This is a genomic window from Mesorhizobium sp. P2_A8 (assembly GCF_056404935.1).
The window spans coordinates 665,068-680,029 of the sequence record NZ_JBFUDB010000001.1 but is presented as its reverse complement, the minus strand read 5'-3'; the positions used below and the strand labels follow the sequence as shown (position 1 = coordinate 680,029).

Here is a 14,962-nt window from a genome sequence, read left to right as displayed (position 1 = left end):
CTGCTGGGGGTCACTTCGAGGCGAGATGCGGCGCGATCTTGACGCAGGCCTCGGTCAGGCCCTGCACCGTCGCCACCGAACTGTCGAACATCTTCTGCTCGCTCTTGTTGAGGTCGATCTCGATGATGCGCTCGACACCGCCGGCGCCGATCACCACGGGAACGCCGACATAGGTGTTCTTGACGCCATACTGGCCGGAGAGATGCGCGGCACACGGCAGCACGCGCTTCTTGTCCTTGAGATAGGCTTCCGCCATCGAGATCGCCGAAGCGGCCGGCGCGTAATAGGCCGAGCCGGTCTTGAGCAGGCCGACGATCTCGGCGCCACCGTCGCGGGTGCGCTGGACGATCTGGTCGAGCTTTTCCTTCGAGGTCCAGCCCATCTTGACGAGGTCGGGCAGCGGAATGCCGGCAACCGTCGAATAGCGGATCATCGGCACCATGGAATCGCCGTGGCCACCGAGCACGAAAGCGGTGACGTCCTCGACCGAGACCTTGAACTCCTCGGCAAGGAAATAGCGGAAACGCGCGCTGTCGAGCACGCCGGCCATGCCCACGACATGGCTGTTCGGAAGGCCCGAGAACTTCTGCAGGGCCCAGACCATGGCGTCGAGCGGGTTGGTGATGCAGATGACGAAGGCCTTCGGCGCATATTTCTTCAGGCCGGCGCCGACCTGCTCCATGACCTTCAAATTGATGCCGAGCAAATCGTCGCGGCTCATGCCAGGCTTGCGCGGCACGCCGGCGGTGACGATGCAGACGTCCGCGCCCTCGATGCCCGCATAGTCGTTGATACCGGTGAGGCGGCTGTCGAAGCCATCGACCGGCGACGACTGCGCGATATCGAGCCCCTTGCCCTGCGGGATACCCTCGGCGATATCGAACAACACCACGTCGCCGAGATCCTTGAGGCCGATCATGTGGGCGAGCGTGCCGCCGATCATGCCAGAGCCGATGAGCGCTATCTTGTTGCGTGCCATGTCAGGATGTTTTCCCTTTGTCAGTGACGGCGCCATACGGCGTCGAGGAAGAGGCCGGAATGCTGCGAGGAAACCGCGGAATTTCGCCGCACCCAATAGCCCCAGCACGAAATAAATTCAAACGATTATTTCGGAGCTAGCGTTTTCAATCGGTTAGATAGATTGGGATTTACGTAAACGTCAAAGTTTGTGAGCCGACTTGGGAGAATTTAAACAATGAAGATGGAAATCAGAAGGCTATTCCCAGGCGATGACGCCCTTGTGATGCAGGTCGCTGAGGACGTCTTCGACGAGCCGGTCAGGCCGGATCGGCTGCCAGCCTATCTCCGTGAACCCGGCCATTTCATGATCGTAGCGCTCGCTGATGGCCTGGTCGTCGGGCAATGCGCCGCGGTCGTCCATCGCCATCCCGACAAGGTCAGTGAACTCTATATCGACGAGGTCGGCGTATCGCCCGCCTTCCGGCGCCAGGGCATCGCGCGGAAAATGCTCGACGCGATGTTCTCGATCGGCAGAGAGCATGGTTGCGAGCAGGCCTGGGTCGGCACCGAGCCGGACAATGTGGCTGCGCGCGCGCTTTATGAGTCGCGCAGGGAGGCACACGCGCCGGCGGAGAGCTTCGTCATGTATGTGTATGAATTATAGGCGTCGGCGGGACAGCGTCCCCTCTGTCCTGCCGGACATCTCGATTGGCAGCTGCAGCGCCTCGCACACCCTGAAGACTATCTAGGCCTGCGCCTGTTGCGCCTCGGATAGATGCGCCTTCGGCTTCCGCCGCTCCGCCCAATCCTCCAGCCAGTCGCGGCTTTGCATCTCGATCAGGCGTGATGCGGTGCGTTCGAACTCGAAGACCTCGACGCCTCGCTTGGCCACGTAGAGCTGCGGCGGCGGAGCCTCGGCGCTGACCACCAGCCGCACATGATGGTCGTACAGCGTGTCGATCAAAAGGATGAAGCGTTTGGCCTCGTTGCGCTTGCCTTCGGCGAGCACCGGGATGTGATCGATGAAGACGGTCGAGAAGCGCCCGGCAATCGCCAGGAAATCGCGGGCGCCGAGCGGCTTTTCGCAGAGATCGGCGAAGGAAAACCGCGCCGCATCGCCGGCAGCACGCGGCACGACCACTTGCCGTCCCTTGAGGGTCAGCGAGGTCTCGGCTGTCGGCACGCCACGCGTCATGGTCTGCCAGGCGTCGTCGAGCATATGGTCGGCCGCCGCATCTGCCGGCGTGACGTAGACCGGTGTGCGGGCAAGCTTTTCCAGCCGGTAGTCCTTGTCGGCGTCAAGTGACAGCACCTGCGCGTGCCGCTCCAAAATGCCGATGAACGGCAGGAAAAGCTGGCGGTTCAGGCCGTCGCCATAAAGATTTTCCGGCGCCACGTTCGAGGTGGCGACCAGCACCACGCCGCTGGCAAACAGCGCCGAGAAGAGCCGCGACAGGATCATCGCGTCGGCAATGTCGGTGACCGAGAACTCGTCGAAGCACAGCACCCACGCCTGCTCCGCAAGCGCCTTGGCCACCGGCGGGATCGGGTCGTCCTCCTTGACCGTACCGTCCTTGCGCGCCTGCCGGTGCTTCTGGATACGGTCCTGCACATCGGCCATGAAGTCGTTGAAGTGGACGCGGCGCTTGCGCCGCACCGGCAGCAATTCGAAGAACATGTCCATCAGCATGGTCTTGCCGCGGCCGACGCCGCCATGGATGTAGAGGCCCTTGACGGGCTCATGCGTCTCGCGCTTGCGGGCAAACAGCCAGCCCAGCGCACTGGACTTGTGTGCCAGCCGCTTGGCCGAGATCTCGTCGGTCAGCCGGTCGAGCGCGGCGGCGATCCGTTCCTGCGCCGGATCGCGTTCGATCGCGCCGGTTTCCACCAGATGGTCATAGCGCTGCCTGACGGTCGCATGGGTCTGGAGGCCGTCACGCAGATGCATCGGTCACGTCGTTCTGGAGCAATTCCAGGAAAAGTGTGTAGCGGTTTTCCATCCGGAATTGCGTAAAAAACAAATGAGGGGCAGGTCAGCCTATCTTGTAAGGGAAATCGCCTGGCCGTTGGAAGTCTGGCCGTCGAATTTCGAGCCGCCCGACGAATAGAGCCGCGCTAGCGTGCCGCCATTTTCGTCATAGAGCGTCAACTGCTTGCCGGCGACGTTCCACGACTTGATGCCGTCGATCGGCGCCGGGCAGTGCAGCGGTCCGGCGCGGAAGCCGGCGCCGAACTTGGTCTGCGGCGTCGCCACCTTGCAGGTCTGGCCGGAAACGCTGGCGTTCCAGACACCGGCAACGGCGGCCGCGGTCAGATCCGCGGCACCGGCGGGCGCCGAGCCGTCCGGCGGCAAGGATGCAACCTGCGTATTGGCCGGTGCGGTCGGGAATTGCGAGGGGTCGGTGGCGCCAGGTGCTGCCGGTGGCGGCAGCTGATTGGCGGTCACCTGGCCTGCCGGGGCCGGCTGCAACGGCGCCGGCTGCTGGTCATCCATCGACGAGAAGCGTGAGGTCGAACAGCCACTCGCAACGAGCGCCGCCAGCGATACGGCCATCAGGCCACTTTTCGAAAAAATCATTCCAACCTCCGTCGGATCCGGCTGGGGGGACGCCGTCCGCGCAATCTCACCCCCACCAAGATGGAGAAGGTGGCGAAATTTCAACCCGATATGGTTAAAATACGGTTTGCAGCAAAATCTGTTGCAAATTTATCGCAATCACAACGGCACTGCCGCCCGGCTCGCCGGGATCCGGTCTACGCCGTGTTGCTCCCGGCACTCGGCAAGCCGGAAGCCGCGCTTGCGGTCTTCCAAATGCTTGCGCCGGCCGGCATTGCTCCTATCTCTTGGAAACTGAAACCTGCCGGAGCCGGAAAATTGGCCGCGAGAAAGAGAGCCGCCAATCCCTACTACAGCGGCCCGCCAAGCGATCATTTCGACGGCACCTTGTTCTTCAATCCCGACGGCCAGCCACCTGGTCGTTTCGCCGATCTGCTGAAATGGCAGTTGAGCGGCAAGCGCTCGAAATGGCCGTCGACCATTCCGAGCCCCTTTCCGCAGGCAAAACCGGCGACACGGGTCGAAGGCACCGCGCTGAACGTGACTATGGTCGGCCATTCCACCTTGCTGATCCAGACGGCCGGCCTGAACATCCTCACCGATCCGGTCTGGGCGCCGCGTGCTTCGCCGCTTTCCTTTGCCGGGCCGAAACGGATCAACCCGCCGGGCATCGCCTTCGCCGACCTGCCGCCGATCGACCTTGTTCTGGTCAGCCACAACCATTACGACCATCTCGACCTCGCCACGCTGAAGCGGCTGAAGGCCAGCCACGACCCGCTGGTGATCACCCCGCTCGGCAACGATGTCCTGATTGGCGATGCGGTTCCAGCGATGCGGCTGTCGGCGCATGACTGGGGCAACAAGGTCGAGGTCGGCAACGGCGTTGCTGTCCATGTCGAGCCGGTGCACCACTGGTCGGCGCGCGGCGCCCGCGACCGGCGCATGGCGCTGTGGGCTGGCTTCGTCATCGAAACGCAGGGTGGCAAGGTCTATTTCGCCGGCGACACCGGCTTCCACGATGGCATCAACTACCGGCTGATGGCTGAAAAGCATGGCGGCTTCCGTTTCGCCATCCTGCCGATCGGCGCCTATGAGCCGCGCTGGTTCATGGCGCCGCAGCACCAGAATCCGGAGGAGGCCGTACAGGGCATGCAACTGTGCAAGGCCGCCTTCGCCGCCGGCTGCCACTGGGGCACCTTCCAGCTCACCGACGAACCGATCGACGAGCCGGCCCGGAAATTGACCGAGGCGCTGGAGGCGCAAGGCCTGCCGCAGGAACGCTTTCGCGCCCTGCGGCCCGGCGAGGTCTGGGACGTGCCAGCCATCTAGCCAGGCAGCTCACCAAGGAACCCAAATTGCTGAAACGCGTTGCTTCCCAACGCAATTTGGCTGGGAGCCTCTCCATGATCAAATGGATCATCATTCTGCTGATCGTCGCCGCGGCGGCGAGCCTGCTCGGCATGCCGGCGCTGGCAGGTGCCGCCGCCACCGGCGCGCGCATCCTCATCGGCATTGTCCTGGTCATCTTCCTGCTGGTGGTGCTCGGCATCTTCGCAGTGACGTGAGAGACCGTTTGGAAACTCTACTCTGGCGGCTATCTGAAGGCGTCTTTTTGCGCTTCCGGTGCTCACGGACCAAACGTCCGCTGTGCACCGGTTCTCGAAACCATCATCATATGGCTGCCAGAGCGAATTTCGAAACGGTCTCTAAGCCGCCTGCGCACTGGTAATTCCCGCCCGTTTCCGCCATATAGCGCCAAACGGACACGGAATTCGCGGAGCAATGGCCAGCACTGCCCCTTTCGCCAAGATGAACGGCATCGGCAACGAGATCATCGTTGCCGACATGCGTAGCCGTGCCGATCGGGTGACGGCGGCAGCGGCAATCGCGCTCAACGCCGATGCCGCGACCAGGTTCGACCAAATCATGGCGATCCACGACGCCAGGACGCCGGGCACCGCCTTTTTCATCGACATCTTGAATTCCGACGGCTCCAAGGCACAGGCCTGCGGCAACGGCATGCGCTGTGTCGTCCAGGCGCTCGCCGCCGAGACCGGCCAGAAGACCTTCACCTTCGAGACCGTGGCCGGCATCCTGAACGCACGCGAACATGCCGACGGGTCGATCTCGGTCGACATGGGCACGCCGCGTTTCGGCTGGCAGGACATCCCGCTGGCCGAGGAATTCCATGACACCCGCATGATCGAGCTGCAGATCGGCCCGATCGACGCGCCGGTGCTGCACTCGCCCTCGGCCGTCTCGATGGGCAACCCGCACGCCATCTTCTGGGTCGACCGCGACGTCTGGTCCTATGAGCTCGACCGCTTCGGTCCGCTGCTCGAAAACCACCCGATGTTTCCCGAGCGCGCCAACATTACCATTGCCCAGGTCACTTCGCCCGACACCATGGTCATCCGCACCTGGGAGCGCGGCGCCGGCCTGACCAAGGCCTGCGGCTCGGCCGCATGTGCATCGGTGGTCGCCGCGGCCCGCACCAACCGGACCGGCCGCAGCGTCAGCCTGGTGACCCCCGGCGGCGGCTCGCTGCATGTCGAATGGCGCGGCGACGACCACGTCATCCTCACCGGTGCCGCCGAATGGGAATTTTCGGGCAGCTTCGATCCGTCGACCGGCACCTGGGCCCGCGATACCGAAAGCGCGGCCTGATGACGTCCCTCTCCAAGGGTATCGATGTCGTCACCTTCGGCTGCCGGCTGAACACCTATGAATCCGAGGTGATGCGGCGCGAGGCGGAAAGCGCCGGCCTCGGCGCGCTTGAAGGCGGCGCCGTGATCTTCAATACCTGCGCCGTCACCGGCGAAGCGGTGCGCCAGGCCAGGCAGGCGATCCGCAAGGCGCGCCGCGACAACCCTGAGGCGCGCATCATCGTCACCGGCTGCGCCGCGCAGACCGAGCCGCAGAATTTCGCCGCCATGGACGAGGTCGATCTCGTGCTTGGCAATGAGGAGAAGCTGAAGGCGAACTCCTATCGCGCCCTGCCGGATTTCGGCGTCAACGACACCGAGAAGGCACGCGTCAACGACATCTTTTCGGTGCGCGAGACCGCCGGCCACATGGTCGACGCCATCGAGGGCCGGGCGCGCGCCTTCGTCCAGGTGCAGAATGGCTGCGATCACCGCTGCACCTTCTGCATCATCCCCTACGGCCGCGGCAATTCGCGCTCGGTGCCGATGGGCGCCGTGGTCGAGCAGGTCAAGCGGCTTGCCGGCAATGGCTATGCCGAGATCGTGCTGACCGGCGTCGACATGACCAGTTTTGGCGCCGACCTGCCGGGCGCCCCCAAGCTTGGCAGACTTGTAAAAACCATTCTCAAGCAGGTGCCCGATGTGAAGCGCCTGCGGCTGTCGTCGATCGATTCGATCGAGGCTGACGACGACTTGCTCGACGCCATCGCCACCGAACCGCGGCTGATGCCGCATCTGCACCTGTCGCTGCAGTCGGGCGACGACATGATCCTGAAGCGCATGAAACGTCGGCATCTGCGCGATCAGTCGATCCGCTTCTGCGAGGATGTTCGCAAGCTGCGCCCCGGCATCGTCTTCGGTGCCGACATCATTGCCGGCTTCCCGACCGAAACGGATGACATGTTCAAAAACTCGGAAAAAATCGTCGAGGAATGCGGGCTGACGCATCTGCATGTCTTTCCGTTCAGCCCACGCGAAGGCACGCCCGCCGCGCGCATGCCGCAGGTCCGCCGCGAGGTGGTCAAGCAGCGCGCCGCCCGGTTGCGCGCCGCCGGCGAAGCTGCGTACCGGCGCCATCTGTCGTCGCTTTCCGGAACGCGTCAGTCGATCCTGATCGAGCGTGACGGCCTTGGTCGCACCGAAGGGTTCACGCTTGCGGCACTCGGCGCGGGCGTGCCGGGTGAGATCGTCGAGGCCGATGTCACCGGCCACGATGGCGCCCGGCTGATCGCGGCGCCCCTTGCCGCCCGCGCCGCCTGAGAAACGCAAATCATGGCTGGTTTTTTCAAGAAGATATTTTCGTTCGGCAAGAAGGAAGTGGTCGAGGAGCGCGTCGACGAGACCGCCCCGCTGCCGCCGATCAAATGGGAAGCGCTCGATGCGTTGAAGCCGGCGGCCGAACAGGTTGTTCCGGAATTTTTGAAGCGCGACGAGCCTCAGCCCGAGGCGGAAATTGTGCCGACACCGCCGGCCGAGCCGGAAGTGCCGTCGCAGCCGGGGCCTGTCGAGGAACCAGCGCCCGAGCCGGCACCGATCGTTCCGCCCGAACCTGAAATCCAGCCCGAGCCTGCCCCGGTCGAAGAGCCGCAGCCGGTTGAACCGGAAGCGCCCGCCGAGGAGCCTGCGCCCGAGGAAATCCCACCCGCGCCTGTGGTGCCCGAGCCGGTTCCTGCACCGCAGCCGCAGGAAATTCCCGAGCCAAAGCGGCCGGAGGTCGTCCCGCCGCAACCGGAGAGACAGCCCGAGCCAGCGCCGGTCGAAGTGCCGGCACCGCCGGTCGAAGCTCCAGCCGAAACGCCGGCACCCGAAATCCCGCCGGCCGAAATCTCGCCACCCATTCGCCAGCCGGCTCCGTTCGAGCAGCAGCCGGTGCGCGCCGAGAGCGCGCCGGAGATCGAGATTGCACGGGCGCCCCGCACCCCCATCGAGGGGGAGGTACAGCCCGCGCCAGCGCCGGTCGAGGCTCCAGTCGAAACGCCGGCACCCGAAATCCCGCCGGTCGAAATCTCGCCACCCATTCGCCAGCCGGCTCTGTTCGAGCAGCAGCCGGTGCGCGCCGAGAGCGCGCCGGAGATCGAGATTGCACCGGCACCGCGCACCCCCATCGAGGGGGAGGTACAGCCCGCGCCCGAACCGCAGGCCGCCCCGCCACCTGGGCCAAAGCCCGTTCCCGCCCCCGGCAAGGTGACCGTCACCAAAAAGGTCGAGCAGAAAGCCGAACCGCTGAAGGCGCCGGAACCGGCACCGAGGCGTTCATGGTTCCAGCGCATGAGGGACGGGCTTGCCCGTTCGTCGCGCGAACTCACCGGCAACATCGCCGGCGTCTTCACCAAGCGCAAGCTCGACGAAGAGACCCTGCAGGACCTCGAGGACGTGCTGATCCGCGCCGACCTCGGCATGGAAACGGCGCTGCGCGTCACCGATGCGCTGGCTTCCAGCCGCTACGGCAAGGATGTCTCCGACACAGAAGTGCGCGCCATCATGGCGGCCGAAGTGGAAAAGGTGCTGACCCACGTCGCCATGCCGCTCGAGCTCGATCTCTCGCACAAGCCGCATGTCATTCTGGTGGTCGGCGTCAACGGCACCGGCAAGACCACCACCATCGGCAAGCTGGCGGCAAAACTGACCGATGGCGGCCTGTCGGTGATGCTTGCGGCGGGCGACACTTTCCGCGCCGCCGCGATCGAGCAATTGAAGATCTGGGGCGAGCGGACGAAATCGCCGGTCATTGCCTCCAAGATCGGCGCCGATGCCGCGGGCCTCGCCTATGACGCCTTCGAGAAGGCCAGGGAAGCCGGCTCCGACGTGCTGATCATCGACACTGCCGGCCGCCTGCAGAACAAGACCGAGCTGATGGCCGAGCTCGAAAAGATCGTCCGCGTGCTGGGCAAGCTCGACCCGGAAGCGCCGCACACGGTGCTGCAGACGGTCGATGCCACCACCGGCCAGAACGCGCTCAACCAGGTCGAGATCTTTCGCAATGTCGCCGGCGTCAACGGCCTGGTGATGACCAAGCTGGACGGCACGGCGCGTGGCGGTATTCTGGTGGCGATCGCGGCAAAGCACAAACTGCCGGTCTATTTCATCGGCGTCGGCGAACAGGTCGACGACCTCGAACCTTTTTCAGCCAGCGAATTCGCCAGGGCGATCGCTGGTGTGGCTTAACAAGCATATCCCAAAAAGTTGCAGACTTTTTGGATCAGATCATGCGCAAGAAAGAAACTCCATGAACCCACCCATTCTCGAACGCGATCCGTCCGACCCGCAAAAAGAGAAGAAGGAAGGCGTCAATCCGCTGCTCAAGCTGGTGCTGGAGCTGGGGCCTTTGATGGTGTTCTTCTTCGCCAATGCGCGCGGCGAATGGCTGGTGCGGAAATTCCCCGTCCTGGCCGAATTCGGCGGGCCGATCTTCGTCGCCACCGGCCTGTTCATGGCCGCCACGGCCATCGCGCTGATCGCCTCATGGCTGCTGATGCGCACCTTGCCGATCATGCCGATGGTGTCGGGCGTCGTCGTCTTCATATTCGGCGCGCTGACGCTCTATCTGCAGGACGACATCTTCATCAAGATGAAGCCGACCATCGTGAACACCCTGTTCGGCGGCGTGCTGCTCGGCGGCCTCTATTTCGGCAGATCGCTGCTCGGCTATGTCTTCGATTCCGCCTTCAGCCTCGACGCCGAAGGCTGGAGGAAGCTGACCTTCCGCTGGGGCTTGTTCTTCCTGTTCCTGGCCCTTGCCAACGAGGTGGTGTGGCGGAATTTTTCCACCGACGCCTGGGTTACCTTCAAGGTTTGGGGCATCATGCCGATCACGCTTCTGTTCACCTTCAGCCAGATGCCGCTGATCCTTCGCCATTCGCTCGAGGACAAGACCGGGAAGGAAGAGAGCGCCGGGAAATAGAGCAATTCCAGGAAAAGTGTGAAACGGTTTTCCGTCCGGAATTGTGCCAAACAAAGAGAAAGAGCGGCTCTGCGTTTTTGTGGAACGATGAACCGCTCTGGGGAGAGGGCCATGGAATTCGTCACCACGCGCGATGAGCTGCGGGCGATCTACAAGACGCCGCGCCCGACCGACGGCTCGATCCGCAAGGAATTGAAGGCGCTCGACGGCCATTGCCGCTCCTTCATCGGCAAGAGCCCGTTCGTGCTGATTGGCTCGTCCGACGGTGCCGGCAATGCCGACGTGACGCCGAAGGGCGACAGGCCAGGCTTCGCCGCCGTGCTCGACGACACAACCATCGCCATTCCAGACCGGCCCGGCAACAACCGGCTCGACACGCTGGAAAACATCCTCCTTAATCCGTCGGTCGGCCTGCTCTTCCTCATCCCCGGCATGAACGAGACGCTGCGCGTCAATGGCGACGCCCGCATCACCGTCGACGCGACCTTGCGCGAACGGCTCGCCGTCGACGGCAAGGAACCGCAAAGCGTCGTCGTGGTCACCGTCAAGGCCGCCTACATGCATTGCGCCAAGGCCTTCATGCGCTCGGATCTGTGGAAGCCGGAAACCTGGTACGACCGCGCGACGCTGCCGACGCTCGGCCAGATCCTGCGCGACCAGCTGGCGCTGGCCGAGACTGCCGGCAGCATCGACCGCGAGCTGGACCAGGATTACCGCAAGACCTTGTGGTAGTTTTTCGCGTCACGATTCACCTGTATCCGGCCGCTCTCCCTTGATCGAAATCCTAGCCATTTCCGGCAGCCTGCGGGCGGCCTCCACCAATTCCGCACTGGTCTCGGCATTGGCGCGCAACGCCCCGCCCGGCTGTCGCGTCACCGTCCATGACCGGCTTGGCCGCCTGCCGATCTTCAATCCCGACGATGAGGGCGACCGGACGCCGCAAGAAGCCTCCGCGCTGATCGACGCCGTCACTCAAGCCGATGGCGTCATCATCTCCTGTCCGGAGTATGCCCATGGCGTGCCCGGCGGGCTGAAGAACGCCCTCGACTGGCTGGTGTCGCGCGACGCCGCCGTCGCCAAGCCGGCCATGCTGGTGCACGCCTCGCCGCGCTCGCTGTTCGCCCGCGCCGCATTGGCCGAGATCATGCGCACCATGTCGTTTGCGCTTTGCGAAGATGTGCTGGAGATCGCCCTGCTTGGCAGGAAGCCGCCGGAAGTGGAGGGCATCCTGGCTGAGCCGGAAAACCAGCTGGTGATGCGCAACACGCTATCAGCCTTCGCGGACTTTATCCGCTCGCATTGAGCGGCGGCCACATGCCCTCGTCGTTCCAGGAGCAGACGGGGCGCTGTCCCGCCACCCTGCGTCGAGGAATTAGCCCTTCCGTCTCAGCGTCTCGACATCGGTCTTGCCGACATACCAGTCGCGGGCGTTGACCTCCTCGAAGACCACCCAGACATCGTCATTGCCCAGTCCGGTGGCGTCCATGATGGCCGCAGTGACCCTTTTGGCAATGTCCGCCTTCTTGCCCGCCGGATCGGCGGCGATCACTTCCTTGACGATGCGGATGTTGACGAATGGCATTTGTGTCCTCCCAGGATGTTCCTATTCGCGATCGTTTGACCAAACCACCTGCGCCGTAATCGAGACAGTCTCAATAGGTCTTGGCGCCGTTGACCATCAGCCGCACCATGTAGAGCGAAGTGGTGCCGGCGATGTAGAGGCAATTCAGCTTGTTGCCGCCGAACACGCAATTGGCGGTCACCTCCGGCACCTTGACCTTGCCGATCAGCGTGCCGTCCGGATCGTAGCAGTGGATGCCGTCGGCCGCACTGGTCCAGATGCGGCCGTCCTCATCAAGCCTGAAGCCGTCGAACAGGCCGGCCGTGCAGTCGGCGAAGACCTTTTCGCCCGACACCTTCTTGCCGCCCTTGCCGACATTGAACACCCGCATATGGGCCGGATTCTGCGCGCCATGCGTACGGCCGGTGTCGACGACATAGAGCTTGCTCTCGTCGAGAGAGAAGGCAAGCCCGTTGGGCCTGACCATGTCGGTGATGACGGCTTCGACCTCACCGGTGCCGGGATCGACCCGGTAGACATTGCAGGCACCGATCTCGCTTTCCGCCTTGTCGCCCTCATAGTCGGTGTCGATGCCGTAGCTCGGATCGGTGAACCAGATCGAGCCATCGGATTTCACCACCGTGTCATTGGGTGAATTCAGCCGCTTGCCGCGCCATTTATCGGCGATGGTGGTGACCGAGCCGTCAAACTCGGTGCGGCTGACACGGCGGCCCGAATGCTCGCAGGTCACCAGACGGCCCTGCCGGTCGACCGTATTGCCATTGGAATTGCCGGATGGCTGGCGGAAGACGCTGACATTGCCGTCGGTCTCGTCGTAGCGCAGCATGCGGTTGTTGGGGATGTCGGACCAGACGACATAGCGGCCGGCGGCGAACCAGGCTGGCCCCTCCGCCCACTGGCATCCGGTGAAAAGCTTTTCCACTTGCGCGTTGGAACTGAAGAGCCGCGCGAAACGCGGATCGAGAATTTCATAATAGTCTGCGGCGGCCATGCTTTTCCTCCCGGCGTTCAGGCTAGCGCATGACCCCGAAAATCGATTCCGATTTTCGGAACGGATCCTGCGCAAAGTGAAAGTGCTACAGCGTTCCTTGCGCGTCCGGAAGGACGTGGCGCTGCAGGCTCGATCAAGCCAGCCGGAGATCGATCTGGCAAGATCGATGATGAGTGCTTCACCGCATCTTGAGGTCTCGCGACAGGCGGAAGTGATGCCACCTCGTCAGAACTGCCGGTAAGGGCCGGTTAACCGGCTATGCGCTGGGCGCAATGGTGCATTGCAACATCTTCTTTTTGCAACGCACCATTACTATGTCATGCTTCGTATCGATCAAGGGAGGAAGAAACGTCCGCGAAAATGCGGCACCAAAAGGAACACCTTGCTATGATCATCGACAGCCTCATGACCCGCGCTCGTGCCAGCATTGCCAAGCGCAAGCACTACAACCGCCTGGTCGCCGAAATCGACAGCTTCACCAGCCGCGATCTGGCCGACATGCGCGCCGACCGCTCAGAAATGCTCTACCAGGTCCACAAGCAGATCTACGGTTGATCCTAAAATCCATCGACTCGGCGCCACCCGGGCGCGTTGAGATTCAGGTCAGGCCGAGCCGAAAACTGTGGCTTCCGAGAACCGGAGCGGAGCGTACTTTTCGTACGTGAGCACCTGAAGCGTAGGAAGCCGCCGTTTGCAGGCCGGCATCACCTGAATATCAATGCGCTGCCAGTGCCTTGTCGATCTGCGGCAACAGCAGCGTCTGCACCGCTTCGGCCGTCAACGGGCCGACATGTTTGTAGGCGATCTTGCCGTCCTTGCCGACGACGAAGGTCTCCGGCACGCCATAGACGCCCCAGTCGATCGCCGTACGGCCGGCTTCGTCGACACCGATCGCCTGGAACGGATTGCCGAGATCGCCGAGGAACCGCCGGGCGTTTTCCGGTTGGTCCTTGTAGTTCAGCGCCGCCATGACGAAACGCTTGTCCTGCGCCAGCGCCAGCAGCACCGGATGCTCTTCGCGGCACGGCGCGCACCACGACGCAAAGACGTTGACCAGCGTGACCTTGCCGGCGAACGCTTTCGAATCGAGCCCGGGCAGGTTGATGCCATCCAGCGCCGGTAGGTTGGTCTGCGGCGCCGGCAGGCCGATCAAGGCCGACGGCACTTCCGAAACGTCGCGCCCCGACAACAGCTGCGCCAGGAACAGTCCGGCCAGGCCGAGGAAGATCAACAGCGGCAAGAGCACGAACAGGCGGCGACGGGGCGTCGGCGTTTCCGTCTCTGTACTCATGGCTTGGCGCCCTTGTCGGAACGACGCCGCACCCCGGCCGCCTCCAGCTCCGCGAGTTCCCTCTTGCGCGCCCGTTGGTCGAGCAGGATCCAGCCCACCAGCCCGGCCAGCACCACGGCGGTGATCGTATAGGCGGCGGTCACATAGAGTGCGTGCGCGCTCATGCGGCAGGCCCCGCCAAACTGCCACTTTCCAAACCGATCGTTTCGCCCAATTCGAACATGCCTTCCCTTAGCCCCGCGCCATCGGCTTCGCAATCGGTCGCCGCGCCGCAGCCTTTGACGTTGCGCAAACCACGACTGACGTCACTCAATCCGTGCCGTGGCGCAGGGCCAGCGCCGCCGAGACCGGGCCCAGCACAGCCAGAAACAAGGTCAGCGCGGCAAGAATGAGGAAGGGCTGCAGAAACGGATCGGGATCGGCCGTCGCGCCATAGCTCGCCGAAACGCCGAAGATCAGCACCGGAATTGTCAGCGGCAGCACCAGCACCGAGATCAGCAGTCCGCCACGCGGCAGCGCCACCGCCACCGCCGCACCCGCGGCGCCGATGAAGGTGATCGCCGGGGTGCCGACCAGCAGCGTCAGCGCCGTGGCGCCGATGGCCAGCGGCTCCATGTTCATGAACAGGCCGAGCAAGGGAGCGGCGACGACCAGCGGCAGCACGCTGCCCGCCCAATGCGCGAGGCATTTGGTCAGCACCGTCAAGGCCAGCATGTGGCGGTCGTTGCCGAGAACCAGCAGATCGAGCGAGCCGTCCTCGCGGTCGGCCTGGAACAGCCGGTCGAGACCAAGCAGGCAAGACAGCAACGCACCAATCCACAGGATCGCCGGGCCGATGCGGGCAAGCAGCTTGAGATCCGGCCCGACCCCGAACGGGATGGTGGCGATGACAGCGAGGAAGAAGATGACCCCGGTCAACGCTCCACCGCCGGCGCGGATGTTGAGGCGGATGTCGCGCAGGAAGAGCGCCAGCAT

General features: G+C 63.8%; 18 protein-coding genes. 10 read left to right on the top strand and 8 right to left on the bottom strand.

Annotated elements, in window-relative coordinates; translation table 11 throughout:
- Positions 1-10: 10 nt before the first annotated feature.
- Positions 11-979: a malate dehydrogenase gene (mdh, locus tag AC1D10_RS03305; protein ID WP_379094521.1), complete on the bottom strand. Its 969-nt coding sequence runs from the start codon at positions 977-979 to the stop codon at positions 11-13.
- Positions 980-1,195: 216 nt separating this feature from the next.
- On the opposite strand from mdh, the gene AC1D10_RS03300 reads away from it, so the two are divergent.
- Positions 1,196-1,624: an N-acetyltransferase family protein gene (locus AC1D10_RS03300; RefSeq protein ID WP_477268890.1), complete on the top strand. Its 429-nt coding sequence runs from the start codon at positions 1,196-1,198 to the stop codon at positions 1,622-1,624.
- 81 nt (positions 1,625-1,705) lie between these two features.
- Here the strand turns inward: AC1D10_RS03300 and zapE are convergent, their stop codons facing one another.
- Positions 1,706-2,908, bottom strand: coding sequence for a cell division protein ZapE (zapE, locus tag AC1D10_RS03295; protein ID WP_477268889.1), 1,203 nt, complete (start codon positions 2,906-2,908; stop codon positions 1,706-1,708).
- 90 nt (positions 2,909-2,998) lie between these two features.
- Positions 2,999-3,538, bottom strand: coding sequence for an AprI/Inh family metalloprotease inhibitor (locus tag AC1D10_RS03290; protein WP_477268888.1), 540 nt, complete (start codon positions 3,536-3,538; stop codon positions 2,999-3,001).
- A gap of 297 nt (positions 3,539-3,835) precedes the next feature.
- On the opposite strand from AC1D10_RS03290, the gene AC1D10_RS03285 reads away from it, so the two are divergent.
- The 8 genes from AC1D10_RS03285 to AC1D10_RS03250 all read left to right on the top strand — a co-directional run bounded on the left by AC1D10_RS03285 (position 3,836) and on the right by AC1D10_RS03250 (position 11,426).
- The gene (locus AC1D10_RS03285) at positions 3,836-4,846 is read left to right on the top strand and encodes an MBL fold metallo-hydrolase (protein ID WP_477268887.1); all 1,011 of its coding nucleotides are present in this window, start codon (positions 3,836-3,838) and stop codon (positions 4,844-4,846) included.
- 74 nt (positions 4,847-4,920) lie between these two features.
- Positions 4,921-5,082: a DUF1328 family protein gene (locus tag AC1D10_RS03280; protein WP_010912345.1), complete on the top strand. Its 162-nt coding sequence runs from the start codon at positions 4,921-4,923 to the stop codon at positions 5,080-5,082.
- A 217-nt stretch (positions 5,083-5,299) separates the two neighbouring features.
- Entirely contained in the window at positions 5,300-6,184 is an 885-nt protein-coding gene (dapF, locus tag AC1D10_RS03275; RefSeq protein WP_379094510.1) for a diaminopimelate epimerase, read from the top strand.
- Positions 6,184-7,482 carry a tRNA (N(6)-L-threonylcarbamoyladenosine(37)-C(2))-methylthiotransferase MtaB gene (gene mtaB / locus AC1D10_RS03270; protein ID WP_477268886.1) on the top strand — a complete coding sequence of 433 codons (1,299 nt, stop codon included), beginning with the start codon at positions 6,184-6,186 and terminating at the stop codon, positions 7,480-7,482. Before dapF ends, mtaB begins: the two co-directional genes overlap by 1 nt.
- Positions 7,483-7,494: 12 nt before the next feature.
- On the top strand, positions 7,495-9,387 hold the full coding sequence (ftsY, locus tag AC1D10_RS03265; protein ID WP_477268885.1) for a signal recognition particle-docking protein FtsY: 1,893 nt from the start codon (positions 7,495-7,497) through the stop codon (positions 9,385-9,387).
- 61 nt (positions 9,388-9,448) lie between these two features.
- Positions 9,449-10,123 carry a septation protein A gene (locus tag AC1D10_RS03260; RefSeq protein WP_477268884.1) on the top strand — a complete coding sequence of 225 codons (675 nt, stop codon included), beginning with the start codon at positions 9,449-9,451 and terminating at the stop codon, positions 10,121-10,123.
- 111 nt (positions 10,124-10,234) lie between these two features.
- Positions 10,235-10,855, top strand: a complete 621-nt coding sequence (locus AC1D10_RS03255; RefSeq protein ID WP_477268883.1) for a pyridoxamine 5'-phosphate oxidase family protein — start codon at positions 10,235-10,237, stop codon at positions 10,853-10,855.
- Positions 10,856-10,895: 40 nt separating this feature from the next.
- On the top strand, positions 10,896-11,426 hold the full coding sequence (locus AC1D10_RS03250; RefSeq protein ID WP_477268882.1) for an NADPH-dependent FMN reductase: 531 nt from the start codon (positions 10,896-10,898) through the stop codon (positions 11,424-11,426).
- Between the two features lie 69 nt (positions 11,427-11,495).
- On the opposite strand, the gene AC1D10_RS03245 is transcribed toward AC1D10_RS03250, so the two are convergent.
- Both AC1D10_RS03245 and AC1D10_RS03240 read right to left on the bottom strand, forming a co-directional pair.
- Complete coding sequence (locus tag AC1D10_RS03245) at positions 11,496-11,705, bottom strand: tautomerase family protein (protein ID WP_379094498.1); 210 nt, start codon at positions 11,703-11,705, stop codon at positions 11,496-11,498.
- A 70-nt stretch (positions 11,706-11,775) separates the two neighbouring features.
- Positions 11,776-12,696 carry an SMP-30/gluconolactonase/LRE family protein gene (locus tag AC1D10_RS03240; protein WP_477268881.1) on the bottom strand — a complete coding sequence of 307 codons (921 nt, stop codon included), beginning with the start codon at positions 12,694-12,696 and terminating at the stop codon, positions 11,776-11,778.
- Between the two features lie 387 nt (positions 12,697-13,083).
- On the opposite strand from AC1D10_RS03240, the gene AC1D10_RS03235 reads away from it, so the two are divergent.
- On the top strand, positions 13,084-13,251 hold the full coding sequence (locus AC1D10_RS03235; RefSeq protein ID WP_379094494.1) for a hypothetical protein: 168 nt from the start codon (positions 13,084-13,086) through the stop codon (positions 13,249-13,251).
- A gap of 160 nt (positions 13,252-13,411) precedes the next feature.
- On the opposite strand, the gene AC1D10_RS03230 is transcribed toward AC1D10_RS03235, so the two are convergent.
- The 3 genes from AC1D10_RS03230 to ccmB form a co-directional block, all read right to left on the bottom strand.
- Entirely contained in the window at positions 13,412-13,987 is a 576-nt protein-coding gene (locus tag AC1D10_RS03230) for a DsbE family thiol:disulfide interchange protein (protein WP_477268880.1), read from the bottom strand.
- Positions 13,984-14,151, bottom strand: coding sequence for a heme exporter protein CcmD (gene ccmD, locus AC1D10_RS03225; RefSeq protein ID WP_477268879.1), 168 nt, complete (start codon positions 14,149-14,151; stop codon positions 13,984-13,986). Before ccmD ends, AC1D10_RS03230 begins: the two co-directional genes overlap by 4 nt.
- A gap of 145 nt (positions 14,152-14,296) precedes the next feature.
- Positions 14,297-14,962 (bottom strand): heme exporter protein CcmB, encoded by a 666-nt coding sequence (ccmB, locus tag AC1D10_RS03220; protein ID WP_477268878.1) that lies wholly within the window; start codon positions 14,960-14,962, stop codon positions 14,297-14,299.

What these genes read in the sequence shown, in the direction of transcription:
- mdh (WP_379094521.1), bottom strand. Translation starts at nt 979, where the DNA reads ATGGCACGCAACAAGATAGCGCTCATCGGCTCTGGCATGATCGGCGGC.
- AC1D10_RS03300 (WP_477268890.1), top strand. Translation starts at nt 1,196, where the DNA reads ATGAAGATGGAAATCAGAAGGCTATTCCCAGGCGATGACGCCCTTGTG.
- zapE (WP_477268889.1), bottom strand. Translation starts at nt 2,908, where the DNA reads ATGCATCTGCGTGACGGCCTCCAGACCCATGCGACCGTCAGGCAGCGC.
- AC1D10_RS03290 (WP_477268888.1), bottom strand. Translation starts at nt 3,538, where the DNA reads ATGATTTTTTCGAAAAGTGGCCTGATGGCCGTATCGCTGGCGGCGCTC.
- AC1D10_RS03280 (WP_010912345.1), top strand. Translation starts at nt 4,921, where the DNA reads ATGATCAAATGGATCATCATTCTGCTGATCGTCGCCGCGGCGGCGAGC.
- dapF (WP_379094510.1), top strand. Translation starts at nt 5,300, where the DNA reads ATGGCCAGCACTGCCCCTTTCGCCAAGATGAACGGCATCGGCAACGAG.
- mtaB (WP_477268886.1), top strand. Translation starts at nt 6,184, where the DNA reads ATGACGTCCCTCTCCAAGGGTATCGATGTCGTCACCTTCGGCTGCCGG.
- ftsY (WP_477268885.1), top strand. Translation starts at nt 7,495, where the DNA reads ATGGCTGGTTTTTTCAAGAAGATATTTTCGTTCGGCAAGAAGGAAGTG.
- AC1D10_RS03260 (WP_477268884.1), top strand. Translation starts at nt 9,449, where the DNA reads ATGAACCCACCCATTCTCGAACGCGATCCGTCCGACCCGCAAAAAGAG.
- AC1D10_RS03255 (WP_477268883.1), top strand. Translation starts at nt 10,235, where the DNA reads ATGGAATTCGTCACCACGCGCGATGAGCTGCGGGCGATCTACAAGACG.
- AC1D10_RS03245 (WP_379094498.1), bottom strand. Translation starts at nt 11,705, where the DNA reads ATGCCATTCGTCAACATCCGCATCGTCAAGGAAGTGATCGCCGCCGAT.
- AC1D10_RS03240 (WP_477268881.1), bottom strand. Translation starts at nt 12,696, where the DNA reads ATGGCCGCCGCAGACTATTATGAAATTCTCGATCCGCGTTTCGCGCGG.
- AC1D10_RS03235 (WP_379094494.1), top strand. Translation starts at nt 13,084, where the DNA reads ATGATCATCGACAGCCTCATGACCCGCGCTCGTGCCAGCATTGCCAAG.
- AC1D10_RS03230 (WP_477268880.1), bottom strand. Translation starts at nt 13,987, where the DNA reads ATGAGTACAGAGACGGAAACGCCGACGCCCCGTCGCCGCCTGTTCGTG.
- ccmD (WP_477268879.1), bottom strand. Translation starts at nt 14,151, where the DNA reads ATGAGCGCGCACGCACTCTATGTGACCGCCGCCTATACGATCACCGCC.
- ccmB (WP_477268878.1), bottom strand. Translation starts at nt 14,962, where the DNA reads ATGCTGGCGCTCTTCCTGCGCGACATCCGCCTCAACATCCGCGCCGGC.